Genomic DNA, 25,676 nt, shown 5'->3' with positions numbered 1-25,676 from the left:
CGCGCCGGTGGTTTCACGAACTTGGCCAACCGGTCGGACACGCTGGTGATCCATCCGGACGGCAGCGTCCAGCGTGGCGGTGCGGTGCGGGCAGGCGATCGGATCCTCGTTCCGCCGAAAGCGCCCGGACAGACGCTCCAGTTCATCAGGGACATCACGCAGGTATTTGCCCAGGTCGGTATCGCGGCGGCCGCGGTCTTCCGCTAGGGTCTGCGTCCTCCTGGCCACGCACAGCCGCCGGGAGCGGAGCTTCCATCCGGCGGCGGACCACGGACGTGGATAGGCCCGAACCGCGCGCGCCTGCTCTGCCGGCCGAGGTCAGGATTTCCACGCACAGCGTTGCCGCGATCGGCGGACCGGGCGGATAAATTCCGGGCATATGTATTGGTCGATGCGGCCGGGCCTGGTTGCCGGCGGCGCGGCGTCCCGAGCTAGCCGGCGTCTTCTTCGGCTATCTTGCCGCGCGTCCAGTCGATACCGGCCAGCGTGCCGGGAATGTTGATACGCCGATAGAAATTGCCGTTGAGCTGCGTCCGGTAGATCAGCTGACGCCTGAAATTGCGGTAGAGATCGGGATGGACCGGGAAATCTTCGGCTTTGGACCAGAACTCATCGAGATCGACAGACGCCGTCAGCCCGTCGATGCGGTAGATAGCGTCGCCCAGCGCCAAGGTCGGCTTGCCGTGATGAATGGCCGACATCCCGGTCGTGCTGTTGATCGTGACCAGCCCCTTGGCGTTGTTGATCAGCGTCGGCAGGTGCGGGTCGTGGACGTAAACGAGGCGCTCGCCGAGGCCCGTTTCATTCTGCAGGCGACGGATCAGGCGCGTATAGTCGGTATAGGGCCGATCCATCGGGTGATGCTTGAAGACGAGCACGGTCTCACGGGGCGCATGCTCGACGAACGAATGTACCGTATGCTGAATGAAATGTTCGATCGTGTCGAATTCCGAATGGACTCCGATCTGGGCGTCGTTGTGCACCTGCAGCGGTACGAGGAAGAAGGGCGGATGATCGTCCGCCGTTAGCCGCCGCACATCCCGGCGATTCGTCCAGCGGTACCAGTATTTGCGGGCGGCGCCCCGCACCCAGGCAAGTCCTTCGAACCAGCTGAGCGGGCGATGGTGTCGATAGCGGGGGAAGAAGGGCCAGAGGACGATCGCCCAGAAATAATAGGTGAAGGCCCAACCCGTCGCATGCCAGATCGTCTGGCCGACATTGTTAGTCACGGGGGGCTCGGGGGCGGGCGCGTTCAGATAGAATATGCCCGCGCGCGGCATCGTGCTACGGCCGTTTACGCCGTGACACTCCATCGTGATATAGTCGGGGCGGATATACCCTTCTTCGAATACATAGACGTCGATATCGCGCTTGGCGGCGATTTCGCTCGCTATGCGGTGCATCTGGCGGCAATCGCCGAACAGCATGATCGTATCGATCCGCTTTTCGTCGCAGATGCGGTTCAGAAACGGCGGAAATTCGTCGATCGTGTCGGCGAAGCTCGTCGCACCGGTCGGATAGTAGAACCAGTCGCCGCCGTTGAAGTTGATCTTGTGGATATTGGCGCCTGCCCATTGCAGGTCGCTGGCCAGCCGCGCGAAGAACGGGCCGACGGGACCCTGAAGCATCAGGATATTGCAGCCGCGAAAACAATAGGGCGCATCGTCTGGTATGGCGGGGAGGCCATCGGGGCGATCTTGGCGATCGAGCGGTTTCACGCGATTGTCGGAGACGAGCCTAGCGGGCAGCACCGGGCTGTTCATAAAATCTTCACTCCCTCTGCGCCCGTGAACGTCATGTACTATTGTTGCGCAACGGCAAAGTCACCACTAGAAGCAGGAAAAGTCAGTAAAATCGTAAAGAGACCGGTATATTGTGGCGAAAATGCTGCAGACTGGTCGCCAAAGGGGCCCGAATGACCGATTCTATAATGCGTCCGCGTATCGATTCCGATGATCGACTCTCGAGTCCGATCAGGGCAGCCGCCCACGCACTCTCGATAAACGCTGCTGCCGTCGCCACCTTGGCGAGCCGAATCGACGGCAGTTTCGGCGACGCCGTGAACCTTATTCTCGGTCGCGACGGCCGGGTCGTCGTCTCCGGCATGGGGAAATCCGGGCTGGTTGCGCGCAAAGTCAGCGCGACTCTGGCCTCGCTCGGGACTCCCAGCATCTTCGTCCATAGCGCCGATGCCGGGCATGGCGATCTCGGCATGATCACGCGCGGCGACACGGCGGTGCTGATTTCGGCGAGCGGGGAAACGGACGAAGTCCTCGGTCTCATTCCCTATCTGCGTACGCTCCAGGTTCCGATCATCTCGATCACGGGCAATATGCGCTCGACCCTCGGGCGCCAGTCGGACATCGCGCTCGACGGTTCGATCGAGCGCGAGGCCTGTCTCCATAATCTCGCGCCCACGACATCTACGATCGTCGCGATGGCTATGGGCGACGCGCTCGCCATCGCCCTGTGCGAGGCGAGCGGTTTCCAGGCGGCTGATTTCGCGCAATATCATCCGGGTGGAAAGCTCGGAAAGCGGCTGAAGACGCCGGTGCGCGACGCGATGCACAAGGCGGACCTTCCGATCTGCGCGCCCGATACATCGCTCAAGGACATGTTGCCGATCATGTCGGACGGCCGGCTGGGCCTGGTCCTCGTGATGTCCGGCCAGACGCTCAGCGGCATCGTCACCGATGGCGATCTTCGCCGCGGGCTGGAGCAGGCCGACGAGCTCGGCAATCTTCACGCCCGCGACATCATGACCCCCGACCCGCTGACGATCGGCCCGGATGCGACCTTGTACGAAGCCGATACCAAAATGCACGATGCCCGCGTGACCGCGCTCGTCGTGGCCGATCCGGCAAAAAAGGTTCTCGGCGTCATCCAGATTCATGACTGATTCCATCCCTTCGCCCTGGGCGGGGGGGGATCTGTTCGTTCTGGCCGGCCCGTGCGCGATCGAATCGCGCGATTTTGCGCTCAGAACCGCCGAACGATTGCGCGATATCTTTGCCGCAGCCGGGGTCGGGCTCGTCTACAAATCGTCCTTCGACAAGGCGAACCGGACTTCGGCGGCGAGTTTTCGGGGCGTGGGGCTCGATGCCGGCCTCGACATCCTCGCGGAAGTACGGGACCAGATCGGCGTCCCGGTGATTACCGATGTGCACGATGCGTCGCAGGTCGCCCCGGCGGCGGAAGTCGTCGACATGCTCCAGACGCCGGCGTTCCTGTGCCGCCAGTCCGATTTCATCGCGGCGGTGGCGGCCGCGGGCAAGCCGGTCAATATCAAGAAGGGGCAGTTCCTGGCGCCGTGGGACATGGCCAAGGTGATCGAAAAGGCCCGGATATCCGCCGATGACGCGGGCGTTTCGACCGATTTCTTCGTCTGCGAACGCGGCTCGACATTCGGCTACGGCAATCTCGTCGTCGACATGCGCGGATTGACGATCATGCGGGAAACGAGCGGCTGCCCGGTCGTTTTCGACGCCACCCATTCCGTGCAGCTGCCCGGAGCCAAGGGGGAGAGCAGCGGCGGCGAGAGGCGGCATGCCCCGGCACTGGCACGCGCCGCCGTCGCGACCGGCGCGGTCTCCGGCGTGTTCATGGAGACCCATCCGGACCCGGACAATGCGCCGTGCGACGGACCCAATATGCTGCCCTTCGAATGGCTGCCCGGCCTGTTGGCGGAGCTGAAGGCGATCGCCGCGATTTCGCGCGGCGCATGAAACCGGGCCGGCCGGAGTCCCGATAATGCGGATCGTGGCAATCATACCGACGCGGTGGGGTTCGACCCGATTCCCCGGCAAGGCCCTGGTCGAGATAGCCGGAAAACCGATGATCGAGCGCGTCTGGGAAAAGGCGTCGGCCGCCGGGGAAATCGACGGGGTCATCGTCGCGACCGACGACGACCGGATCGCCGATGTCGTCCGGGGTTTCGGCGGTCATGTCGAAATGACGCGCGACGATCATGACAGCGGGAGCGACCGGATCGCAGAGGTTGCGGCGCGGCTGGAGGCCGATGCCGTCGTCAACGTGCAGGGCGACGAACCGCTCGTCCGGTCGTCGGACCTGGACCGGCTGGCGGCACTTATGCGGGACGAGCCGGCGGTCGACGTCGCGAGCCTGTGCCATGCGATCTCGGCGGACGAAGCGGCCAATCCCAACCGCGTGAAAGTGGTCCGCAATGCGGCGGGCGACGCCCTCTATTTCAGCCGTGCCCGCATCCCGCATCCGCGCGAGGCGAAAAGCGCGCGCTACTTCCAGCATGCGGGCGTCTACGCCTATCGGCGCAACGCGCTGCTGGCCTTTCCCGATCTGCCGGTTCCGGCCGAGGAACGTGCCGAGGCGCTCGAACAGCTTCGCTTCCTGGCGGCCGGCTACACGATCCGGCTGATCGAAACCGATCCCAGCGGTCCCGGCGTCGACACGCCCGAAGACGTTGCGACGGTCGAGCGGCTGTTCGACGCCTAGCGCGTCCAGCGCTCGCTGTGCCGCCAACCGTCCTTGCGGCGATGCGCATATCCGGCGCGGCGTTCACCTCGTTCTTCCGATCGTACAATGTCTTGGGCGCCCTATAGCCGCCCGGGGGTGGAAAATGCCATATAGGAACTTCGCTGATTTCTTGTCCCGTCGATACTTCCAACCGCAGGAGACCCAAGATGCGCTCAATCTTCCTCGTACCGGCAAGCGGATTGCCGTTCGCCCTGATCGCGTGCGCGCCGGTTGCGGATGCGCCCGTTTCGCCGCCGCCGCAAGCGGCGGAAGTTGCCGAGGCGGTGCTGCGCGATGCGTCGGGGGCGCCGCGCGGGGAGGCGATGCTGACCCAGCTCGATCAGGGAATCCGGCTGGTGCTGCGTGTCGAGAATATGGAGCCGGGCGTCAGGGCCGCGCACGTCCACATGACGGGGCGGTGCGACGCGCCGGACTTCACGAGCGCGGGCGGGCACTGGAACCCGTTCGGGCGCGAGCATGGCCGGGACAATCCGGCCGGGCAGCATATGGGCGACATGCCGAACCTGATCGTCGGACAGAATGGCACGGGCCTGCTCGAAGTCACGATCACCGGCGGGCGGATCGAGGGCGGCGATGCGGCGCTGCTCGACGAAGACGGCGCCGCGGTGATGATCCATGCCGGGCCCGACGACTATCGCAGCGATCCCACGGGCAATGCCGGGCCGCGCATCGCCTGCGGCGTGATCGAGCCTAGATAGGCTCCCCGGCCGCCCGGGCGCGCTCGACGACGGTGCGCTCGGCCTCCGGCACCGTCCGATAGGCGAGGACCAGCAAGATCGTGCCGATCGGCGCGGCGACGAGGATCGACAGGATGCCGGCCGACAGGTTGTCGCCCAGCGCCGTCGAGACCTGCCCGGCCAGATACGGGCCGAGCGCGAGCCCGACCAGCGTCGTCGCGAGGAAGAAGGTCGCCGTCGCGGTGCCGCGCATGCGGGGCAGGACCAGATCCTGCGTCGTCGCGGCGGCGGCGCCGAGCGCGGTGCTGCCGAGCAGCGAAAGCAGGAAATTGAGGAAGTAGAAGAGCGGGATGCTGTCGGTCGTGAAAGCGATGATCAGCGGCACGATCGGCGAGAGGACGCCGAACAGGATCACGAGGATCCGCCCGGCGGGATTGCGCTCGCGCAGCCAGTCCGAAATCCGGCCGCCGATGATGACGCCGAGAAAGCCGCCGGCCGCGCCGCCGCCGCCGATCCAGAAACCGAGCACGCTTTTCGATTCGCCCAGAACGCGCTCGGCATAGGGCGCCGCCCAGAAGGCGACGGCGTAGGCGGCGAAGGCGACCATGCCATAGCCGAGGATCGTGTAGAGAAAGGCCGGAGATCCCCAGATCAGCCGGAAGGTCGGGAGATCGCGGTGACGCAGCGAATGCGCCCAGGAAAAGATCGCATAATAGCCGATGGCGATCGCGACCCATTGCTGGATATTGCCCGTGAGCTGGATCAGCGCGGCGGCGGTCGCCATGACCGCGATTGCCGCGGTAACGTTGACGGCCAGCGCCTTTTGTCCGCGCTGCGCCGCGGAGACCAATGTGAAGGGCGGGACGACCGCGAACAGTTCCTGAAAGAAGCCGCGGAACGGCCGGTCGGGCAATTTGGTCTCGATGCCGTCTGCCTGGCCGCGCACCGGCTCGCGAAGCGTATAGACCCAGATCGCGAGCAACAGGCCCGGGATGCCGACCGCGAGGAAGGCCGCCTGCCAGCCGACCAGGCCGAGCGGTCCGCCGCCCGGATAGGCGCCGTTCCAGCGCTCGACGATCAGTCCGCCGATCAGCAGCGATATGCCGCCGCCGATGTAGAGGCCCGAGGAATAGATGGCGAGCGCGGTGCCCCGCATCTTCTTGGGAAACCAGTCCGAGAGCAGCGAATAGGCGCTCGGGCTCGCCGTCGCCTCGCCGATGCCGACGCCGATCCGCGCCGCGCTGAGCGCCAGTCCGTTTTTCGCAAAGCCCGAAACCGCCGTCATCAGCGACCAGAGCGACAGGCCGATCGTCAGCAGCTTCGTGCGATTCCAGCTGTCCGCAAGCCGGCCGAGCGGGATACCGAACAGCGCGTAGAAAACGCCGAACGCCGTACCGTAGAGGAAGCCCAGATCGGCGTCAGACAGGCCGAGATCGGCCTTGATGTCGTTGGCGAGGATGCTCAGGATGTTCCGGTCGATGAAATTGAGCATGTAGACGATGACGAGAACGCCCAGCACATACCAGCTGTAACCGGTGGCCTTATGCTCTTCCGTGGCGGCTTCTTCCGCCGGCTGCGCATCCGCTGTTGCGCCGCCGCGCCCGTCGACCGTATCTGTCATGAAGCAATCCCACTCTTACGCTTTTCTTTTTGGTGTAACAGCGTGAGCGGCATTGGCAAAAGCTTTATGAGGATCGTACGGCGATGGCCCACTCCCTGCTGTTCGTGTGCCTCGGCAATATCTGTCGTTCGCCGATGGCCGAGGGGGCGATGCGGGAGGCGAGCGGGCGGCGCGGGATGAACATCCGCATCGATTCCGCGGGGATGGGGAGCTGGCATGTCGGCAATCCGCCCGACGCGAGGGCGCAGGCGACCGCGCTCGAGAACGGCGTCGATATCTCGGGCCAGCGCGCGCGCCAGATAGCGGCGCCGGACTTCGACCGCTTCGCGCATATCGTCGCGATGGACCGTTCCGTGCTTGCGGATATCGATGCGATCCGGCCGCAAAACGCGCCGGCCCGGCTGTCGCTCTTCCTGGATCATGTCGCGGGGAGGGAAGGGCAGGACGTCGCCGATCCCTATTATGGCGACGAGGACGGTTTTGCGGCGGCCTGGGCCGATGTCACGGCCGGCGCCGAAGCCCTGCTGGAGATGCTTCGCCGCGGATAGCCCTTAGCGCAGCGGATAGCGCGCGATGCTGTCATAGCGGGCGCCTCCGGTTCCGAGGGCGCTCTCGAACAGGTCGAAATGGGCGACCGGGAAGGGCGCGCTCGTCAAACCCGCGTTGCGCGCCATGAAATCGGCCACCGGTCCGCTGCCGCTGTTCGGCCGGGCGATCGTGATATGCGGCAGGAACGCCCGGTGATCGGGTTCCACGCCGAGCGGCCGTAGGGCGCGCTCGACCTTGTCGCGGAGCCGTTTGAGCGGCTCGGAGGGCGCAATTCCGGCCCAGATCGTCCCGGGTCTCCCGTTTTTCTCGAACGATCCGACGCCGTCGAGCGCGATTTCGAAGGCCGGCGCGACGACTTGGCCGAGTGCGGTCGCGATATCCTCGGCCAGAGGACGCTCGACCTCCCCGATAAACCGCAATGTCAGGTGCAGCTGGCCGTCATCCTGCCAGCGGGCGGCCGCGATGCCGTGCATCCGCTCCAACAGCTGCTCGCGGATGGCCCGTGGCGGCCGAATGGCGACGAAAAGCCTGTGCATCTATGCCTTTGATAGCTATTTTCTATCCAGTTGTTAGGGCCTATTTGCCTTGAAAAATCGCCGCCAATACCCGATATTGTCGGGAAATCGGCGGTTTATGCCGGTCTTACAAGGAGATGTATTCCCATGGCCAACTGGTCCGATCAGAATACCGGCCTGCAGGGTCAAGCCCGCGCCAGGCTCGATACCGGGGCCCGCGACGTCGCATTCGACGCCGGTCTCCGCTCGTACATGCTCAAAGTCTACAATTATATGGCTTCGGGCATTCTGCTCACCGGCATCGTGGCGATGCTGTTCGCGCAGGGCGGCGCCGCATCGCCTGCCGCAACCCTCATCATGGCCGGCGGGCCGCTCGCATGGATCATCATGCTGTCGCCGCTCGCCTTCGTGCTGGTGATGAGCTTCGGCCTCAACCGCCTGTCGACCGGCGCGCTCCAGGCCTGTTTCTGGGCGTTCGCGGTGGTGATGGGCCTGTCGCTGTCGACGATCTTCCTCCGCTACACCGGCATTTCGATCGCGCAGACCTTCTTCGCGACGTCGGCGGCGTTCGTCAGCCTCAGCCTGTGGGGCTATACGACGAAGAAGGATCTCTCCGGCTGGGGCACCTTCCTGATCATGGGCGTTGTCGGCCTGATCGTTGCGATGGTGATCAACATCTTCCTGCAGTCGGCGGCGATGACCTTCGTCATCAGCGGCATCGGCGTGCTGATCTTCGCCGGCCTGACCGCCTATGACACGCAGAAGATCAAGTCGATGTACGCCTATGTCGCGGGCACGGACATGATGGGCAAGACGGTCATCATGGGCGCGCTCAACCTGTATCTCGACTTCATCAACATGTTCCTGTTCCTGCTGCAGTTCATGGGTAGCCGCGAATAGAAACACCGGAATCGGCGAGAATGAAGGCCCGGCGGGGAAACCTGCCGGGCCTTTTTCTGTGTTTCCGGGCTTCTTTTTTGACGGCGTCTCAGCTCGCCGCCGGCTGTTCGGGCATCAGTTTCTGGTCGATCTCCTTGGCGCGTTTGTACGCGTCGCGCTCCGCCAGCCGGCCGGCATAGGCCTCGAAGGCGTCGCGCTTGGGCAGGGTGCCGAACTGGACGCCCCAGCCGATCTGCGAACCGACATAGACGTCGGCGGCGGTAAACCGGTCGCCGCAGATATGGTCGCGGCCCGTTACCGCCTTCTCCAGCGTGTCGACGACCAGATCGTAGCTGCCATAGCCGGCCATGCGCTGCTGTTCCTCGTTCGGGTCGGCGTTGAGCACCGTATGATCGATGATCGCCTGTTCGGTCGGGCCGGCCGCGAAGAACATCCAGCGATAATAATCGGCGCGCTCGGCGTCGTTTTGCGGCGCGAGGCCGGCTTCCGGAAAGGCGTCGGCGAGATAGGCGCAGATCGCCGCGCATTCGGTCACGACATGGCCGTCGTGCCGGATCGCCGGCACCTTGCCCATCGGGTTGATCGCGAGATAGTCGTCCGCTTTCATCGTCGTGTCATAGTCGAGCAGCACCTGTTCGTAGGGCGCGCCGACCTCTTCGAGCATCCAGCGGACAATCTGCCCGCGCGACATGGGGTTGGTGTAGAAGGTCAGGCCGGTCATCGTTCGTTTCCCTATTGGCTGTTGACATGAGCATCGATCCTATCGTTTCGCGCGCGCGGGAGGAATGCCGGCGGCCCGGCTAACGGCCGGTCGGTTCGTCCCCGTCGGTAGCGCGTTCGATCTGCTCGCCGACGCGCTCCAGTTCGTCGAGCCGGCGCCGCGTTTCCTCGCTCGGTTCAAGGTCGATTCGGTCGCCATCGGCCGCGATGCGGGCGCTGCCGACCTGCGTGTCGATCGTGATATTGCCGTCCGGATCCACGCTGATATCGGGTTTTTCCGGTTCGGCGGTCTCGGGCGGCGGCGCGCGCCTCGGCCGCGGCCGCGGGGCGGCGTCGGGGATCGCGCCGCTCATGAACGTCCGCCAGATCCGCGCCGGCGCGCCGCCGCCGCTGGCATTGCCGAGCGGGCTGTTGTCGTCGTTGCCGATCCACACGCCGACGACGAGATCGCCGGCAAAGCCGACGAACAGCGCGTCGCGGCTGTCCTGGGTTGTCCCGGTCTTGCCGAACGCCGGAATCGCCAGCCGGGCGGCTGTCCCCGTGCCGTCGTCGATCGCCGTTTCGAGCATGTCGAGCAACTGGTCGCGATGGCGGCCCGAAAGCACCGGCCGGCTGTCGAACAGCCATTCGAAAAAGCCGCGGCGCGGCCGTTCGAGGCCGTGGGGTTCGACCGGCTCCTCGCCATTGGCGACCGCCGCATAGGCCGAGACGAGCTCGATCAGCGTCATTTCGGCGCTGCCCAGCGCGACGCTGGCATTGGCCGGGAATTCGCGCTCGATCCCCAGGGTGCGCGCCGCTTCGGCGATCGCCTCGCTGCCGAGCTGCTGATAGAGCCGGACGGCGACGACATTGCTCGATCGGGCGAAGGCTTCGCGCAGCGTCATCTCGCCGCGATACCGCCCGCCGGCATTTTCCGGCCGGTATTCGCCGGTCTCGATCGGGCTGTCGTCGACCAGCGTTTCGGGCGTCATCCCGCTCTGCAGCGCCGCGAGATAGACGACGAGCTTGAACGTCGATCCCGGCTGGCGCGCCGCCTGGGTCGCGCGGTTGAAGGGCGAGGCCGCATAGTCGCGCCCGCCGACCATCGCGACGACCTCGCCATTGGTGCGCATCGCCACCAGGGCCACCTGCGCGCCGGGCGGAGCGCCGTTGCGCGTGGCCCGCTCGGCCAGCGCCTGAAGTTCCCAATCGAGCGTCGTGGCGACCTCCACGCTCTCATAGCCGCTGCCATAGGCGGCGCGGGCCTCCTCGATCACCCATTCGGCGAAATGGCTGCCGCGCGGCATGGGCGGGGGCGGGCGATGATCGACCGTCGCCAGCTCGACGCGGTCGGCTTCCTCCTGCGTCAGATATCCGGCGTCGACCATCGCGGCGAGCACGACGCGCTCGCGCTGTTGCGCGCCCTCCAGGTTGCGCGTCGGGGCGAGGCGGGACGGGGCCTTGACGAGCCCCGCCAGCATCGCGGCCTGGGTCAGCGTCAGATTTTCCGGATGGCGGTAGAAATAGTGGAGCGAGGCCGCGCGCAGGCCGTAGACATTGTCGCCGAAATAGACGTTGGACAGATAGCGTTCGAGTATCTCGTCCTTGCTGAGCCAGATTTCGAGCCAGAGCGCGATCGGCACTTCCTGGATCTTGCGGAACAGCGTCCGGTCCGATTCGAGATAGGTGAGCTTGGCGAGCTGCTGGGTGATCGTGCTGCCGCCATGCGTCGCGTCCGACGTCAGGTTGGTCCACAGCGCGCGGGCGATGCCGCGCGGGTCGATGCCCCAATGGTCCTCGAACCGCCGGTCCTCGATCGCGAGAAAGGCGTGGATGACATGGTCGGGCAGTTCGGCCACGCGGACCGGACGATCCATCACCGGCCCCATGCGCGCGATCGGATTGCCGTTCGACGCGGTCAGCACGATCGGCGGCGGCACCAGCGGTTCGGCCGTGCGCGAGATCGGCGCGGCGATGATCAGCCAGAGGAGCAGCAGGGTGAACAGCCCGAGCGCGATGCGGGCCGCCCATTTGAGGATTTTCCAGCGGCGTTTCGGTCGGGCGGGGGCGGCGCCGTCCCCGTCGGGCGGCGCCGGCGGATAGTCGGCAAAATCCGGATAATCGGGCTCGCGGGCATATTCGGTATAGCCCGGATAGTCGGGATCGATCGGCCGGAACGGGTCCCGGTCCGCCGCGCGGCGCGGATCGCTGCGATAATAGGGGTCGAACGCCGGGTCGTCCGCATAGGGGCCGATCAACCGGGAATGGCGGTCTTCATAGCTTCTGCGCCTGAACGGGTCGTCAAGATCGGCCATAGTGTATTAGTCATATACTACACAAAGAGGCGATACGCCAGTCCGTGCTGCCCCAGAACGCGACCCTTGGGAAGCAATAATGTGCAACCATGAAGCGGGGCTGTACGGTTTTCCTCGCCGCGGCGTCAGCCGTCCGCCAGCGCGGCCTCGATCGTCGCTACGTCGAGCTTTCGCATCTCCATCATCGCTTCGAAGGCCCGCTTGGCCGCGGCCGGGTCGGGGTTCGCCATCGCCTCGGTCAGCACCCGGGGCGTGATCTGCCAGCTGATCCCCCATTTGTCCTTGCACCAGCCGCACATGCTCTCCTCGCCGCCATTGCCGACGATCGCGTTCCAGTAGCGGTCCGTCTCCGCCTGGTCGTCGGTCGCGATCTGGAACGAGAAGGCCTCGCTGTGCGCGAAGGCCGGCCCGCCGTTGAGGCCGATGCAGGGGATGCCGAACACCGTGAACTCGACCACCAGCACATCGCCTTCCCGGTTCGACGGATTGTCGGCCGGCGCGCGCCGGATGCCGGTCACCGCGCTGTCGGGAAAGGTTTCGGCATAGAAACGGGCCGCCTCCTCGGCATCGCCATTGTACCACAGGCAGACGGTGTTCTTCGCTGTCATGTCCCGTCGGTCCTATTTGCGCTTGCCGACGAGCGCGAAGGGCGCGCCCTGCGGATCGATGCCGTTCATCTGAAATTCGCCGCCCGGTATTTCGTCCGGTTCGAGCGTCACCTGGCCGCCCTTGTCGCGCACGGTCTGGGTTGCGGCGTCGATATCGGGCACCCGGAAATAATAGGTCCACATGGACATCGGCACCTCGTCCGGCTTGGACATCATCGCGCCGATCATGAAATCGTGGCGCAGCATCTCATAGGCCCCCATCGGGCCCATATCCATTTCGCCGTCCTTCTCCCAGCCGAACTGGGTCGTGTAGAATTTCATCGCCGCGGCGCGATCGCTCGTCATGAGCTCGTTCCAGGCGCAATGGCCGTCGCGCGCTTCGGTGGCCGCGAAGCTGTGGCTTTCCTCATCCGACGCGCCCCGCATGATGTAAAAGAACGCGCCCTGCGGATCGGCGACCATCGCGAAGCGGCCGACATCGGAAATGTCGGTGGGCGGGATATGCACGGCGCCGCCGGCCGCCTCGATCGCTTCGGCGCTTTTATCGACATCGTCGACGCCGATATAGCCGAGCCAGCAGGGCCGGGCGCCGCCCTGTTCCATCTCGTCGGTCAGCTCCATCATCCCGCCGACCTGCTCCTTGCCGGCCGAGAAAAGGTGGTAGGGCATGTCGGGCTGGCCTTCGGACGTCTCCCATGTCCAGCCGATCACCGCGCCGTAAAAGTCCTTCGCGGCCTCGGCATCCGATGTGTTCAGTTCGTACCAGATGAAATCGCCATGTTTGTTGGGCATTCGGACTCTCCTCAGGAAACGGGTTCGGGGGCGTTGCGGGCGAACGTCGCCAGCTGGTCGGCATGCGCCTTCTGGAAACCGGCCCGTGAAAGGCAGCGGTCGAGATAGGCGGAGAGGGCGGGACGGCTCGATACAAGATCGGTGTCGCCGGCCTCGCGCAGCACCGTCGCCATCGCGATATCGGCGACTGTGAACCGGCCCGCGAGAAAGTCGTTCTCGCCGAGCGCGTCGGCGAGCCTGTCCAGCCTGTTGCCGATCGTTTGCAACAGGCTTGGCCGGCGCAGCTTCGCCCATTCTTCGCCTGTCGCGAAGATATCGACCGTCGCCAGCTCGAACATCCACGGTTCGATGCTGTTGAACGCCGCGAACAGCCAGCTCAGCGTGCTTGCGCGGCCTTGCGCATCGCGTGGCATCAGCCGCTCGTCCTTTTCGGCAAGGTGCAGCAGAATGGCGCCGCTTTCGAACAGATGGACGCCATCATCGTCGAGCACGGGTACCTGACCCCAAGGCTGCTCCGAAAAATAATCGTCTGGCTTCGGATCTCCGTCGATCAGCCGCTCCTCATAAGGACGCCCGATTTCCTCGCAGGCCCAGCGCGGGCGGAGATCGCGGACATAGCCCTGGGCGAAACCGGGCACCCATTTGAACGTGGTGATGGTGACATTCATTCGCCTACCCTTGTTTCTCGAGCGTCACGACCGGCGTGAATCCGCCGAAAATCAGCCGCGTGCCGTCGAACGGCATCGGGTTCTTTTCCGGGTCCATGCGGGGGTCGGCGCTCGGATTTTCCATCATCTCTCCCATCTTCTTCATCGCCGCGTCGCGCGTCGCCTTGTCCGGCCATGCGATCCAGGAGAAGATGACGGCCTCGCCGTCCTCGGCCTTCACGGCGCGGAAGAAGTCGGTCGTCTTTCCCTTGGAGACGTCATCCTGCCAGCATTCGAGAATGCGCGTGGCCCCCAGGTCCATAAAGACCTGGTCGGCCGTTTCCGCATGGCGGATGAAAGCATCCTTGTTGCCTTCCGGGCAGGCGATCACGAATCCGTCAATATAGCTCATCCTGTCTCTCCCATAACGTTGTTGGTTTGCAGTTCCGGGTCAGCGGGCGGCCGCTGGATTAGGCGTCGACACCCATCTTCTCGCACAGCGTGGCGAGTTGGTCGGCAACCGTGTTCCAGCCCTCCTCGAAGCCCATTTCTTCGTGACGTTTCTTGCCATCTTCGGTCCAGTGCCGCGCCCGGCCGGTATAGCGTGTGCCCCCATCTTCGGGTTCGATCTCCCAGATCCCGATCATGAACGGTTCCTGCGGGACGAGGCTGGCGGTTATCGCGTCCGTCGAGGCGAAACGGCGGTTGGGCGTGACGTCGAGGAAGATGCCGTCGCCGGGAAACTCTTCGCCATCCGGCCCCTTCATCACCATCGCAGTGCGTCCGCCGGGGCGAAAATCCCATTCGATGATTTCCATCCGCCAGGGTTTCGGGCACCACCACTCTTCCATCCGTTCGGTCATGATTTTCCAGACCGTTTCCACCGGCGCGGCGATGTGGCGGGTAACGGACAGTTCGATGGGCTGCTCGGTCGTCATGGGCTTCTCCTGCGACTCACTGTTTGATTCGGATGCATCTAACGGTTATAAAAAGCAACTGTGAAGTTACAAAAAGAAACCAAAACGGGTCAAAGTGAGCGAAAACGCTGGTATGACGATGCGTGCGGAACGGCGTTCGCGCTCGATCTGATCGGCGAACGCTGGTCGATCCTGATCATCCGCGAGTTGATGTTCGGGCCGCGGCGCTTCGGCGAATTGCGCGCCGGGCTGCCCGGGATCAGCGCCAATATCCTGACCCAGCGGCTCGAGGGGCTCGAGGCGAACCGGATCCTCGTCAGGCGCCGGCTGCCGCCGCCCGCCTCGGCCCGGGTCTACGAGTTGACCGAATGGGGCTATGAATCCGAACCGATCGTTCAGATGCTCGGCCGCTGGGCGACGCGGCATCCCGAACATGATCCGACCCTGCCGCTCAGCGCCGCCTCGATCATGATGTCGTTCCGCACGATGATCGATGCGAAACGGGCAGGGGAGATGGACGCGCGGCTCGGATTCCGGCTCGGCGAGGATGCGTTCGTCGCGCATGTGCATGGCGGGCAGATCGACATCCAGCGCGGCGATCCGGCAACGGCCGAGGCGCAGGTATCCGGCGCGGCGACCATGCTCGCCGCGGTCGTCTATGGCGGCGAGGCGCTGGCGGATCTGGAAGCGCAGGGCCTGCTGACGGTCGACGGCGATCGCGCGCTGTTCGAACGGTTCGTGACGCTGTTCGTGCTGCCGCCGAAACTGGCGGAGCCGGCCGGCTGATCGCCTGACCGGTATGCAGGCGGCGGCATCGCCATGTCAGGCGGTGATATTATCGGCTTCCAGTAGGTCCCTGAAGTCGAAAGGCCGGTGCACAAGATCGGCGATAGTGAACTGGTCGAGATGCGCGAGGAAGCGCTCGACCGCACCTTCCAGGGCGTGTTTCAGCCCGCACACGGGCGATACGACGCAGCGACTTGTGTCGGGATCGAAACATTCCACGAACTGGCCGGTTTCCTCCATCTGCCGGACGACCTCGCCTACATTGATCGCATCCTGCGGGCGCGCGAGACGCAGCCCGCCGTTCCGGCCGCGCAGACTGTCGACATAGCCCAGGGCAGCCAGCTGCTGGACGACCTTCATCACATGGTTGCGGGATATGCCATAAGCGCCGGCGATCGCGTCGATCGTGATCCGGTCTTCCGCCACCGCGAGCTGCATCAGCACGCGCAGTGCGTAATCGGTGTGGATAGTCATCCGCATAAAAGATGCATATGACATATTGCTTTTAACGGCAAGCGCGGTAAAAGAAGTATATAAAATACTTCATATAGGATTCGATTGCCATGCCGACCACCGAATATGCGCTCGATGCACGAGCGGAGAAGTCCCGGCGGGCCGCGAGTATCGGCATTGACGACGCGCTGATATCCGATCTCGTCGAGACGTTCTACGCCCGCGTCCGGGCGGATGAGGGGCTCGGGCCGATATTCGACGCGCATGTCGCCGACTGGCCCCGGCATCTGGCGCGGATGAAGGATTTCTGGGCGTCGATCGCACTCGAATCCGGTCGCTTCCACGGCAATCCGATGCACAAGCATATCGCCATCGGTTTCCTGGAACGCGCGCATTTCGACGCCTGGCTCGACCTGTTCTCCGATACGCTGGACGATGTCGTGCCGCAGGACGAGGCGCGCCGATTCTTTCGCGAACGGGCCGAGCGGATCGCGGAAAGCCTGCGCATCGGCATCGAAATCGAGCGCTCCGGACTTCGCAGGAACCGCATGGGAGAGACGCGCAATGCCGATGGATGAAATCGATGTCGCGGCGGCAACCGGAATGGACGGGCCCGCCGGACGGGAAACAGCCGATGACCGCGGCGCGCCGGTGCACGAGGATCGCACCTTCGAATTGCCGGGTTCGATCTGGGCGATGATGCTGCTGAGCTACGCCGTGTTCTTCGCGGCCCTCGCCATCGCGGTCGGCGGCACGTTCGACGCCGTCGGAATGGTGGTCATCAGCGTCTGTTTCGCGATCATGTATTTCGGAACCGCGGCGGTGATGACACGCATGGCAAAAGCCCATCGCCGGGCGGATCGGGGCGCCGGCCGCCCGTCCACGGAGATAGAGACGCTGACCGGTCCGCTCGATTATCGAGCGGCCGCGGCGCAGATACTGTCGGTGCCCGCGCTGTTCGCCTTTTTCGCCGTCTGCGTCGCGGTCATCGCGGGATTCACGCTTCCCGGCTGACCTGAATCCGCGCCCGGCCGCAAAAAATGGCGGACGGCCCGGAGGCCGCCCGCCCTTGGTGATCCCTACGCCTCGGGTTCGGGCGCCTTCTTTTTCTTCTTTTTCGGCGGCTTGCGCTTGGGCGGGGCCGGGGTGAGCTGGAAGTCGAGCGCGTCGTCCTTCACCGTCACATTCACCTCGCCACCATTGACGAGCTTGCCGAACAACAGCTCTTCGGCGAGCGGCTGCTTGACCTTTTCCTGGATCAGCCGACCCATCGGGCGCGCGCCGTAGAGCTTGTCATAGCCGCGTTCAGTGAGCCAGGCCTTCGCCTCGTCGTCGAGCTTGATATGCACCTCGCGGTCGGCGAGCTGCAGTTCGAGTTCGAGGATGAACTTGTCGACGACCCGCGCGACTACGGCCGGCGGCAGATAGCCGAACGGCACGATCGCATCGAGGCGGTTGCGGAACTCGGGGGTGAACATCTTCTTCACCGCCTCTTCGCTCGCATCCTCTTTCGAGATGTCGCCGAAGCCGATGCCCTCGCTCGCCATGTCGGCGGCGCCGGCATTGGTCGTCATGATCAGGATCACGTTGCGGAAATCGACCGTCTTTCCGTGATGATCGGTAAGCTTGCCGTTATCCATGACCTGCAACAGCACGTTGAAGAGGTCGGGATGGGCTTTCTCGATCTCGTCGAGCAGCAGCACGCAATGCGGATGCTGGTCGACGGCATCGGTGAGAAGCCCGCCCTGGTCGTAGCCGACATAGCCCGGAGGCGCGCCGATCAGGCGACTGACGCTGTGCCGCTCCATATATTCGCTCATGTCGAACCGCTCGAGCGGAATGCCCATGATCGCGCTGAGCTGGCGCGCGACCTCGGTCTTGCCGACGCCGGTCGGGCCGGTGAACAGATAGTTGCCGATCGGCTTGTGCGGCTCGCGCAGACCCGCGCGGCTCAGCTTGATCGCCGAGGACAGCGTCTCGATCGCCAGATCCTGGCCGAACACGACGCGTTTCAGGTCGGTATCCAGCGATTCCAGCGCCTGCTTGTCGTCGCTCGACACCTGTTTCGGCGGGATGCGCGCCATCATCGAGATGACCTGTTCGATCTCGTTCGGGGTGATCATCTTGCGGCGCTTGGACGGCGCGACGAGCATCTGGCTCGCACCGCTCTCGTCGATCACGTCGATCGCCTTGTCGGGCAGCTTGCGGTCGTTGATATAGCGCGACGAAAGCTCGACCGCCGCCTTGATCGCATCCGCCGTATATTTGACCTTGTGATGCTCCTCGTAATGCGGGCGGAGGCCCTGGAGGATCTTGATCGTATCCTCGACCGTCGGCTCGTTGATGTCGATTTTCTGGAAGCGCCGGAGCAGGGCCCGGTCCTTCTCGAAATGGTTGCGGAACTCCTTGTAGGTCGTCGAGCCGATGCAGCGGATCGCGCCGCTGGAGAGCGCCGGCTTCAGCAGGTTCGACGCGTCCATCGCGCCGCCCGAGGTGGCGCCGGCGCCGATGACGGTATGGATCTCGTCGATGAACAGGATCGCGTCGGGCTTTTTCTCGAGTTCGGAGACGACCGCTTTCAGCCGCTCCTCGAAATCGCCGCGATAGCGCGTGCCGGCGAGCAGCGCGCCCATGTCGAGCGCATAGATCACCGCGGGCTTCAGCACCTCCGGCACGTCTTCCTCGACGATGCGCCGGGCCAGGCCCTCGGCGATGGCGGTCTTCCCGACGCCGGGTTCTCCCACATAGAGCGGGTTGTTCTTCGAACGGCGGCAGAGGATCTGGACCGTGCGGTCGACTTCGGTGCTGCGCCCGATCAGCGGGTCGATCTTCCCGGCTTCGGCCTTCTCGTTCAGGTTGACGCAGAACTGCTTGAGCGCGCTCTCGCTCTTCTTCTTGCCGCCCGTCGTCGGTTCGGCCTGTTCCTCTTCCTCGGTGCCGCTGATTTCGCGGCTTTCGCTGATCGCTTCGCCCTTGCCGACGCCGTGCGAGATATAGCTCACCGCGTCGAGCCGGCTCATGTCCTGCTGCTGGAGGAAATAGACGGCATAGCTTTCGCGCTCGGAAAACAGGGCCACGAGCACATTGGCGCCCGTGACTTCGTCGCGGCCCGAGGATTGCACGTGGAGGATCGCGCGCTGGACGACGCGCTGGAAACCGCTGGTGGGCGAGGGGTCGGTCGCCCCGTCTATGCGCAGCGCCTCGAGCTCGTTGTCGAGATAGACGGCGACCGCTTCCTGCAGTTCGGAAATCTCGACGCCGCACGCGGTCATCACCTGCGCGGCGTGATCGTCGTCGGTCAGCGCGAGCAGCAGATGTTCGAGCGTCGCATATTCGTGCTTGCGGTTCGCGGCTTCCGCGAGCGCGTTGTGCAGCGTCTGTTCCAGTTCACGAGCAAAAGAGGGCATTAGTTAACTCCTTGCCGGTCTCTACACGGGTGAGACACGGTATATCCTATATGGGAATGGTTAACGAAAAAGTTAACAAAAGGAATATTTTCGACCGCGAAAGGCCCGGATATCGCCGGTTTCAGCGAGATTCGGGCCGCACATATCATCGCTTGAACAGCTCGTCGGCGGCCTTGCGATGCGTCACCGCGCCGTCGATCTTGGCGCGGACCCTTCGTATTTCGCCTTCCAGAGCCTCGATCCGCTTTTCCAGTTCTTCGACGGACAACGGGTCGAGATCCTCCTTGCACAGCTGGGTCAGGGGGTCTCCGGGCTCTTTGGCGAAAAGTTCGTCCAAATCCATGTCTCTAACGTTGACCCTCGACCCCCGTCTGTCAATAAGGCGGCGCGTTTCCGTGGGGCAAAAAAGGGGGATGAGCATGCCGGACGTGCCCGACCAGATGACCGCTATCGACATGGACGAGCCCGGCGGGCCGGAGGTCCTGCAGCCCGTCACGCGTCCGGTGCCCGAACCGGGGCCCGGCTACGTGCTGGTCAGGGTCGCCGCGGCGGGCGTCAATCGTCCCGATATCGTGCAGCGGCGCGGCTTCTATCCGCCGCCGCCGGGCGCGCCGTCCATCCCCGGACTCGAGATCGCCGGTGAAGTCGTCCGCCTGGGCGAGGGCGTCGACGAGGCGCTGATCGGCCAGCCTGTCTGCGCGCTGGTCGCGGGCGGCGGCTATGCCGAATATTGCGCGGCGCCGGTCGCCCAGTGCCTGCCGGTTCCCGACGGCCTGTCGCTGGCGGAGGCCGCGGCGCTGCCCGAAACTCTGTTCACCGTCTGGCACAACCTGTTCGAGCGCGCCTATGCGCGCGAGGGCGAGACCGTGCTCGTCCATGGCGGGACCAGCGGGATCGGCACGATGGCGATCATGCTCGGCCGGCTGTTCGGCCTGACCGTCATCGTGACCTGCGGCAGCGACGAGAAATGCGCGGCGGCCGGGAAGGTCGGCGCGGCGCACGCAATCAACTACAAGACGCAGGATTTCGTCGAGGAGGTAAGGCGGATCACCGACGGCGCCGGGGTCGAGATCGTCATCGACATGGTCGCCGGCGACTATGTCGCGCGCAACCTCCAGTGCCTGAAGGAAGACGGCCGCCACGTGACGATCGCCGTGCAGGGCGGGCTCGAGGCGACGATCAACATGGCGCAGGTGATGAGCCGGCGGCTGACCCTCACCGGATCGACGCTCCGCGCGCGCAGCGTGGAATTCAAGGGGCTGCTCGCCGACGAGATCGAACGCAATGCCTGGCCCTTCGTCGAACAGGGCAAGCTGCGCCCGGTCATGGACAGGAGCTTCCCGCTGGCCAAGGCGGCCGCCGCGCACGAGCGGATGGAGGCCGGCGACCATATCGGCAAGATCGTGCTGGAAGTCTGATGGCCGATCCGCTCATCCTCCATGAAGACGCGCGCAGCGGCAATTGCTACAAGATCCGGCTGACGGCCGCGCATCTCGGCATCCCGATCGAGCGCCGCGCCTATGACGTCATGAAAGGCGAAACGCGGACTCCCGAATTTCTCGGCAGGATCAACGCCAACGGCAAGATACCGGTGCTCGAGATCGGCGACCGGTTCCTCCCCGAAAGCAATGCCGCCTGCCACTGGCTCGCCGACGGCAGCGCGCTCATTCCGGAGGACCGCTTCGACCATGCGGACATGCTGCGCTGGATGTTCTGGGAGCAGCATCGCCACGAACCCAATGTCGCCGAGATGCGGTTCCTCTATCTCTATGTCGGGCGCGACAATCTGACGGAGAAGCAGCGGGCCTCGATCCCGGACAAGGTCGCCAATGGCGAAGCCGCGCTCACCCTGATGGACGAACATTTGCAGGATCGGGATTTCATGCTGCGGTCGGGTTTCAGCCTCGCCGATATCGCGCTCTACGCCTACACCCATGTCGCCGAAGAGGGCGGGTTCGATCTCGCCCGCTGGCCTGCGCTCGGCCGCTGGCTGGAGCGCGTCGCCGCGCTGCCCGGCCACCTACCGATGGACGCCTGAACAGCCGGCGCTGGCCTCGCTTAGTCTTCGGCGAGCTTCTTCCGGGACCGCTCGACCAGTATTCGGGCGACCTTCTCCTGGTTCGGATTGTCCGCATCGAAACCGCGTAACGTCTCGATCGCCTCGGCCGGTTGGCCGCACTGGAGCAGGCACCGCGCATATTCGAGCATGGCCCTGCCGGTGGATTGGGGATCGTCGGCGGCCCGTTCGAGGCGGTCGAGGGCGGCCGCGAGAAAGCCGCTCTTGCGCATCGCCATGCCGCAATGGAGCCACACCGTGTGTGGCGAACCGGGCGCGGCGGCGAGCCAGTCGGCCTCGACGCTTTCCAGTTCCTCCTGGGACGCGCCGCGCCCGGTCAACGCGTCTAGCAGCAACCGCCATTGCGGCGCGCCCTTGTGTCCGGATGCGCATATCCTGGCGGCCTCGATCGCCGCGGTCTCGAAATCCCGCTTGCCGAGCAGGCACTGCACGGCCAGCAGCCGAACCTCTATGCCATCGTGCGGCGCGAGGACCGCGAGCGCGTCGTCATAGGCCTCGCGCTCGAAGAGGTGCCGGCCATGCTCGACGGCGAAGGTTTCCGACGTGGCGCTTTTCGCGCCATGTTCCTCGAAAAAGGCGGTGTCGCCGCGAGCCCGCGCATGCCGGGCCTCGTCCGCGAGGAACGCCGCTTCGACGTCGACCGCGGCCGGGCGCCGCCGCGTGGGCTGCTCGATTTCCGCGCGCTTCCCGGTGCCGGAGAACGCGTTGACCATGCGCTCGACATTGAACGCGACCATCTCGTCCCGGACATGGACGAGGTCGTCCATCCAGGCCAGTTGCCGGTCGCTGATGGTCACGGTCTCGTAGCTCGGGAAATAGGTGACCTGGTCATGTTTCTCGACGACATATTCGGAAACGACGCGGAGCACGGATTTGGAATAGGAATTGGCCGTCATCACGTCGACGGGCCGATGGGTCGCGGTCATCGGCACCGGAGAAACGGTCAGGACGATATGGAGATCGTCGCGCCCGTGACGGAAGATGATTTCGAGCGCCCGTTCGAGATAATCGAGGCACTGCTCGACGCCCAGGACGTGAAGCGAGAAGCGCTCCGGAGCCTTGCGCAGTACCGCGCGCGGCGGCTGGGTGTTCAGATATAGCTGCGTCTCTTCATCCCACCATATCTCCACCAGACCCAGCGTCATGATGAGCACGCGGCACTCGGCCAGCGACCGGGTCGCCTCGAACAGCCCCGCGCGCCTCGCCTGCAGCGTCTCGAGCGGCGCCGGACGCAGGCTCGCCACCATGTGAAGGTCGGTATATCTGTTCCGGCCCAGCCTGAGAAAGGCCGTGTCCTCGTCGAACGGCTGTTCGCCGAACGCCCAGGCGATCTCGTTGTAGATGGACGGCGTGCCGAAATTGTTGACGATCTCGGGCTCGAGGTTCGCGAAGGCGGGCGTGCTGAACAGGCGGCGCATCGGCAGTTCGAAACCGCGGCGGATCAGCGCGGTCTCGACGTTGCGCGCGAAGCAGGACCCGATCGTGTATATCCGTTCTCCCGGCTCCAGCCGGAACGGCACGTCGAAAGCCGGGGTGGCGATCGGTTCCACGCGATTGGCGATCGAGCGGTTGCCCCAGGTTGCGGCCTTGTTGTTCTTGAGAAAGCGCAGCGCGTCTTTCCCGGCTATTTCGACGATCGCCATTGGCGCATTGCTATGGATGCGGCCGGCCGATGGCAAGCAGCCCGAAAACCCCCGGTTCCGTCGCTTAGCTGTAACAATAAAACGTCATAGGCTTCCAGGCGGAGCGACCGACAAGGGGTTCGTCATGGATGCACCGCAGGATTTCCTCAAAGACGCCGCGATCTTCAACCTGGCGGACAAGCGCCTGTCGGGGCCGGAGCCGGACCGCAAGCGCCAGCGCTACCGCACGATCTGGGTGTCCGACATCCATCTCGGCACCAAGGGCTGCAACACCGATCTCCTGATCGATTTCCTCGACAGCACCGACAGCGAGACGATGTACCTGGTCGGCGACATCATCGACGGCTGGCGGATGAAGAAGAAATTCTACTGGCCGCCCGAACATAACGACGTGATCTGGCGCGTGCTGAAGCGGGCGCGGCGCGGCACGCGGATCGTCTATATTCCCGGCAATCACGACGAGATGTTCCGGCAGTTTACCGGGCTGAACTTCGGGCGCGTCGAGATCCGGCGCAAGGCGATCCACGAGACCGCCGACGGGCGGCGGCTGCTCGTCCTGCATGGCGACGAGTTCGACGCGATCATGCTCTCGCATCGCTGGCTCGCCCATCTCGGCGACATGGCCTATACCGGGATGATGGTGCTCAACCGCTGGGTCAACGCGATCCGCGGATGGCTGGGGCGGCCCTATTGGTCGCTCTCGAAACACGCCAAGCACAAGGTGAAGAACGCGGTCGAATTCATCTCGAAGTTCGAGGAGATCGTCGCCGACGAGGCGGGCCGGCGCGGCGTCGACGGCGTGGTGTGCGGCCATATCCATACCGCCGAGATCCGCACCATCGAGGGCGTCGAATATTATAATGACGGCGACTGGGTCGAAGGCTGCACGGCGCTGGTCGAGCATTTCGACGGGCGGATGGAAATCCTCCACTGGGCCGACGAGGTCGCCGCGCGGGAAGCCGGCGCAACGCTGATCCCGGCCGCGGCGTGAAATCGGGCGGGAAGGGAAGCCGATGCGCATAGCGATCGTCACCGATGCCTGGGAGCCGCAGGTCAACGGCGTCGTCCGCACGCTGAAGGCCGTTCGCGACGAGCTCCGGAAGATGGGGCACGACGTCCATATCCTTTCGCCCGACCGGTTCCGGTCGATCCCGTGCCCGACCTATGCCGAAATCCGGCTGGCGCTCGTCACCGGCGAAGGGCTCGGCAGGGCGCTGGCGGAGATCGCGCCCGATGCGATCCATATCGCCACCGAAGGCCCGCTCGGTTTCGCCGCGCGGCGCTGGTGCCGGCGCAACGGCCATCCGTTCACCACCGCCTATCACACGCAATTTCCCGATTATGTAGCGAAGCGGACGGGGCTTCCGTCGGACTGGATCTGGCCGCTGATCCGCCGTTTCCACGCCCCGTCGAGCGCCGTGCTGACGGCGACGGAATCGATCCGCCGCGAGTTGCGCGCCCATGGGATCACGCACGTCGCGCCCTGGGGCAGGGGCGTCGATCTCGGCAGTTTCTCGCCCGCCGCGCCGCCGCATCCCGCCTATCGCACGATGCCCGGGCCGATCCTGCTCTATGTCGGCCGGATCGCGGTCGAGAAGAATATCGGCGCCTTTCTCGAAAGCCGCCATCCGGGTTCGAAGGTGATCGTGGGCGACGGCCCCGCGCGCGCCGCGCTCGAGAGCCGCTATCCCGACGCCCATTTTCTCGGCGCCTTGTCGGGAGACGCGCTGGCGGGCGCCTATGCCGGCGCCGACGTCTTCGTCTTTCCCAGCCGAACCGATACGTTCGGCCTGGTGATGATCGAGGCGCTGGCGTCGGGGACGCCGGTCGCCGGCTATCCGGTCGCGGGCCCGGTCGATGTCGTGACAGACGAGGTCGCCTGTCTCGACCCCGATCTCGATACCGCCATCAGCCGCGCGCTGACCCGCGACCGGGCGGCCTGCGCGCGCTACGCGGCGGCGTTCACCTGGCAACGGAGCGCGCGGGAATTCCTGGCCGCGCTGGTGCCGACCGGACGCGCATTCGACCAGGCGGCCTAGGCCGCGTTCCCGGACCCGTCGATCGCGCTGCGCTCTTGCTCTTGGCGCGCTGCTCGCCTAGATAGAGACCATGTTCGGCCGTCCCGCAGGGGCGGCCCTTTTAATTTCCGGAGTTCACCATGGCCCATCCCCTGATGCCGCACGCGACCGCAAGCTGGCTGGTCGACAACACCGCGCTGTCCTTCGAGCAGATCGCCGAATTTTGCGGCCTGCACATTCTCGAAGTGCAGGCGATCGCCGACGATACTGCGGCCACCAAGCTGACCGGCCGCGATCCGATCGCCGCGCACGAAGTGACGATGGAGGAGATCGAGAAGGGCCAGGCCGATCCCGATTACCGGCTCGAAATGCTCAAGGGCCCCGAACAGATCCGGCGCACCAAGGGCCCTCGCTACACGCCGGTTTCGAAGCGGCAGGACAAGCCCGACGGCATCGCCTGGTTGCTCCGCAACCATCCCGAAATATCCGACGCGCAGATCGGCAAGCTGATCGGCACGACGCGCAACACGATCAACGCGA

Annotated in this window: 29 protein-coding genes; 15 read left to right on the top strand and 14 right to left on the bottom strand. The window is 64.9% G+C overall.

The window, feature by feature from the left end:
• On the top strand, positions 1–207 hold a 207-nt coding region (locus ACTS1X_RS11555; RefSeq protein ID WP_442614546.1), incomplete at its 5' end, for a hypothetical protein.
• A 224-nt stretch (positions 208–431) separates the two neighbouring features.
• On the opposite strand, the gene ACTS1X_RS11550 is transcribed toward ACTS1X_RS11555, so the two are convergent.
• Entirely contained in the window at positions 432–1,763 is a 1,332-nt protein-coding gene (locus ACTS1X_RS11550; RefSeq protein ID WP_442614545.1) for a capsule biosynthesis protein, read from the bottom strand.
• 260 nt (positions 1,764–2,023) lie between these two features.
• Between ACTS1X_RS11550 and ACTS1X_RS11545 the strand changes: the two genes are divergently transcribed.
• From ACTS1X_RS11545 to ACTS1X_RS11530, 4 genes are all read left to right on the top strand, one after another.
• Positions 2,024–2,899 carry a KpsF/GutQ family sugar-phosphate isomerase gene (locus ACTS1X_RS11545; RefSeq protein ID WP_442614544.1) on the top strand — a complete coding sequence of 292 codons (876 nt, stop codon included), beginning with the start codon at positions 2,024–2,026 and terminating at the stop codon, positions 2,897–2,899.
• Positions 2,892–3,725 carry a 3-deoxy-8-phosphooctulonate synthase gene (kdsA, locus tag ACTS1X_RS11540; protein ID WP_442614543.1) on the top strand — a complete coding sequence of 278 codons (834 nt, stop codon included), beginning with the start codon at positions 2,892–2,894 and terminating at the stop codon, positions 3,723–3,725. Before ACTS1X_RS11545 ends, kdsA begins: the two co-directional genes overlap by 8 nt.
• Before the next feature lie 34 nt (positions 3,726–3,759).
• On the top strand, positions 3,760–4,470 hold the full coding sequence (kdsB, locus tag ACTS1X_RS11535) for a 3-deoxy-manno-octulosonate cytidylyltransferase (RefSeq protein ID WP_442614542.1): 711 nt from the start codon (positions 3,760–3,762) through the stop codon (positions 4,468–4,470).
• 188 nt (positions 4,471–4,658) lie between these two features.
• Positions 4,659–5,210: a superoxide dismutase family protein gene (locus tag ACTS1X_RS11530; RefSeq protein ID WP_442614541.1), complete on the top strand. Its 552-nt coding sequence runs from the start codon at positions 4,659–4,661 to the stop codon at positions 5,208–5,210.
• On the opposite strand, the gene ACTS1X_RS11525 is transcribed toward ACTS1X_RS11530, so the two are convergent.
• Positions 5,203–6,810 (bottom strand): MFS transporter, encoded by a 1,608-nt coding sequence (locus ACTS1X_RS11525; protein ID WP_442614540.1) that lies wholly within the window; start codon positions 6,808–6,810, stop codon positions 5,203–5,205. The two genes, ACTS1X_RS11530 and ACTS1X_RS11525, sit on opposite strands and share 8 nt — an antisense overlap.
• Before the next feature lie 83 nt (positions 6,811–6,893).
• Between ACTS1X_RS11525 and ACTS1X_RS11520 the strand changes: the two genes are divergently transcribed.
• Positions 6,894–7,358, top strand: coding sequence for a low molecular weight protein-tyrosine-phosphatase (locus ACTS1X_RS11520; protein ID WP_442614539.1), 465 nt, complete (start codon positions 6,894–6,896; stop codon positions 7,356–7,358).
• A 3-nt stretch (positions 7,359–7,361) separates the two neighbouring features.
• On the opposite strand, the gene thpR is transcribed toward ACTS1X_RS11520, so the two are convergent.
• Positions 7,362–7,895: an RNA 2',3'-cyclic phosphodiesterase gene (thpR, locus tag ACTS1X_RS11515; protein WP_442614538.1), complete on the bottom strand. Its 534-nt coding sequence runs from the start codon at positions 7,893–7,895 to the stop codon at positions 7,362–7,364.
• 126 nt (positions 7,896–8,021) lie between these two features.
• Here thpR and ACTS1X_RS11510 point away from each other — a divergent pair, with 126 nt between their 5' ends.
• Entirely contained in the window at positions 8,022–8,774 is a 753-nt protein-coding gene (locus ACTS1X_RS11510) for a Bax inhibitor-1/YccA family protein (protein WP_442614537.1), read from the top strand.
• 88 nt (positions 8,775–8,862) lie between these two features.
• Here the strand turns inward: ACTS1X_RS11510 and ACTS1X_RS11505 are convergent, their stop codons facing one another.
• The 7 genes from ACTS1X_RS11505 to ACTS1X_RS11475 form a co-directional block, all read right to left on the bottom strand.
• A complete protein-coding gene (locus ACTS1X_RS11505) occupies positions 8,863–9,495 on the bottom strand; it encodes a glutathione S-transferase family protein (RefSeq protein WP_442614536.1) in 633 nt (210 codons plus the stop codon).
• A 79-nt stretch (positions 9,496–9,574) separates the two neighbouring features.
• Positions 9,575–11,788 (bottom strand): transglycosylase domain-containing protein, encoded by a 2,214-nt coding sequence (locus ACTS1X_RS11500; protein WP_442614535.1) that lies wholly within the window; start codon positions 11,786–11,788, stop codon positions 9,575–9,577.
• Positions 11,789–11,913: 125 nt separating this feature from the next.
• Positions 11,914–12,396: a VOC family protein gene (locus ACTS1X_RS11495; protein ID WP_442614534.1), complete on the bottom strand. Its 483-nt coding sequence runs from the start codon at positions 12,394–12,396 to the stop codon at positions 11,914–11,916.
• 12 nt (positions 12,397–12,408) lie between these two features.
• On the bottom strand, positions 12,409–13,188 hold the full coding sequence (locus ACTS1X_RS11490) for a VOC family protein (protein WP_442614533.1): 780 nt from the start codon (positions 13,186–13,188) through the stop codon (positions 12,409–12,411).
• An 11-nt stretch (positions 13,189–13,199) separates the two neighbouring features.
• Positions 13,200–13,856, bottom strand: coding sequence for a glutathione S-transferase family protein (locus ACTS1X_RS11485; protein ID WP_442614532.1), 657 nt, complete (start codon positions 13,854–13,856; stop codon positions 13,200–13,202).
• A 4-nt stretch (positions 13,857–13,860) separates the two neighbouring features.
• Complete coding sequence (locus tag ACTS1X_RS11480; protein WP_442614531.1) at positions 13,861–14,247, bottom strand: DUF1428 domain-containing protein; 387 nt, start codon at positions 14,245–14,247, stop codon at positions 13,861–13,863.
• Between the two features lie 58 nt (positions 14,248–14,305).
• Positions 14,306–14,773, bottom strand: a complete 468-nt coding sequence (locus ACTS1X_RS11475) for an SRPBCC family protein (RefSeq protein ID WP_442614530.1) — start codon at positions 14,771–14,773, stop codon at positions 14,306–14,308.
• Between the two features lie 60 nt (positions 14,774–14,833).
• Here ACTS1X_RS11475 and ACTS1X_RS11470 point away from each other — a divergent pair, with 60 nt between their 5' ends.
• Positions 14,834–15,538: a winged helix-turn-helix transcriptional regulator gene (locus tag ACTS1X_RS11470; protein ID WP_442614529.1), complete on the top strand. Its 705-nt coding sequence runs from the start codon at positions 14,834–14,836 to the stop codon at positions 15,536–15,538.
• A 36-nt stretch (positions 15,539–15,574) separates the two neighbouring features.
• On the opposite strand, the gene ACTS1X_RS11465 is transcribed toward ACTS1X_RS11470, so the two are convergent.
• Entirely contained in the window at positions 15,575–16,012 is a 438-nt protein-coding gene (locus tag ACTS1X_RS11465) for an RrF2 family transcriptional regulator (protein WP_442614528.1), read from the bottom strand.
• Between the two features lie 89 nt (positions 16,013–16,101).
• On the opposite strand from ACTS1X_RS11465, the gene ACTS1X_RS11460 reads away from it, so the two are divergent.
• Both ACTS1X_RS11460 and ACTS1X_RS11455 read left to right on the top strand, forming a co-directional pair.
• Positions 16,102–16,569 carry a group III truncated hemoglobin gene (locus ACTS1X_RS11460; RefSeq protein WP_442614527.1) on the top strand — a complete coding sequence of 156 codons (468 nt, stop codon included), beginning with the start codon at positions 16,102–16,104 and terminating at the stop codon, positions 16,567–16,569.
• On the top strand, positions 16,556–17,005 hold the full coding sequence (locus ACTS1X_RS11455) for a hypothetical protein (RefSeq protein ID WP_442614526.1): 450 nt from the start codon (positions 16,556–16,558) through the stop codon (positions 17,003–17,005). The genes ACTS1X_RS11460 and ACTS1X_RS11455 overlap by 14 nt, the downstream gene beginning before the upstream one ends.
• Before the next feature lie 65 nt (positions 17,006–17,070).
• Here ACTS1X_RS11455 and clpA read toward each other — a convergent pair whose 3' ends face one another.
• Positions 17,071–19,398 (bottom strand): ATP-dependent Clp protease ATP-binding subunit ClpA, encoded by a 2,328-nt coding sequence (clpA, locus tag ACTS1X_RS11450; RefSeq protein WP_442614525.1) that lies wholly within the window; start codon positions 19,396–19,398, stop codon positions 17,071–17,073.
• Positions 19,399–19,543: 145 nt separating this feature from the next.
• Entirely contained in the window at positions 19,544–19,741 is a 198-nt protein-coding gene (locus ACTS1X_RS11445) for a DUF1192 domain-containing protein (protein ID WP_442614524.1), read from the bottom strand.
• Between the two features lie 76 nt (positions 19,742–19,817).
• Between ACTS1X_RS11445 and ACTS1X_RS11440 the strand changes: the two genes are divergently transcribed.
• Both ACTS1X_RS11440 and ACTS1X_RS11435 read left to right on the top strand, forming a co-directional pair.
• Positions 19,818–20,816, top strand: a complete 999-nt coding sequence (locus ACTS1X_RS11440) for an NAD(P)H-quinone oxidoreductase (protein WP_442614547.1) — start codon at positions 19,818–19,820, stop codon at positions 20,814–20,816.
• Entirely contained in the window at positions 20,816–21,436 is a 621-nt protein-coding gene (locus tag ACTS1X_RS11435) for a glutathione S-transferase family protein (protein ID WP_442614523.1), read from the top strand. Before ACTS1X_RS11440 ends, ACTS1X_RS11435 begins: the two co-directional genes overlap by 1 nt.
• A gap of 20 nt (positions 21,437–21,456) precedes the next feature.
• Here the strand turns inward: ACTS1X_RS11435 and ACTS1X_RS11430 are convergent, their stop codons facing one another.
• The gene (locus tag ACTS1X_RS11430; protein WP_442614522.1) at positions 21,457–23,118 is read right to left on the bottom strand and encodes a GSCFA domain-containing protein; all 1,662 of its coding nucleotides are present in this window, start codon (positions 23,116–23,118) and stop codon (positions 21,457–21,459) included.
• 124 nt (positions 23,119–23,242) lie between these two features.
• Here ACTS1X_RS11430 and ACTS1X_RS11425 point away from each other — a divergent pair, with 124 nt between their 5' ends.
• From ACTS1X_RS11425 to ACTS1X_RS11415, 3 genes are all read left to right on the top strand, one after another.
• The gene (locus tag ACTS1X_RS11425) at positions 23,243–24,109 is read left to right on the top strand and encodes a UDP-2,3-diacylglucosamine diphosphatase (protein ID WP_442614521.1); all 867 of its coding nucleotides are present in this window, start codon (positions 23,243–23,245) and stop codon (positions 24,107–24,109) included.
• 22 nt (positions 24,110–24,131) lie between these two features.
• On the top strand, positions 24,132–25,157 hold the full coding sequence (locus ACTS1X_RS11420; RefSeq protein ID WP_442614520.1) for a glycosyltransferase family 4 protein: 1,026 nt from the start codon (positions 24,132–24,134) through the stop codon (positions 25,155–25,157).
• Positions 25,158–25,276: 119 nt separating this feature from the next.
• On the top strand, positions 25,277–25,676 hold a 400-nt coding region (locus ACTS1X_RS11415), incomplete at its 3' end, for a cell cycle transcriptional regulator TrcR (RefSeq protein WP_442614519.1).

Origin of the sequence: Parasphingopyxis sp. (genome assembly GCF_052168275.1) — a bacterium.
GTDB lineage: Bacteria > Pseudomonadota > Alphaproteobacteria > Sphingomonadales > Sphingomonadaceae > Parasphingopyxis.
Note: the sequence above shows the minus strand (reverse complement) of the source record. Positions and strands in the feature narration are given on the sequence as shown.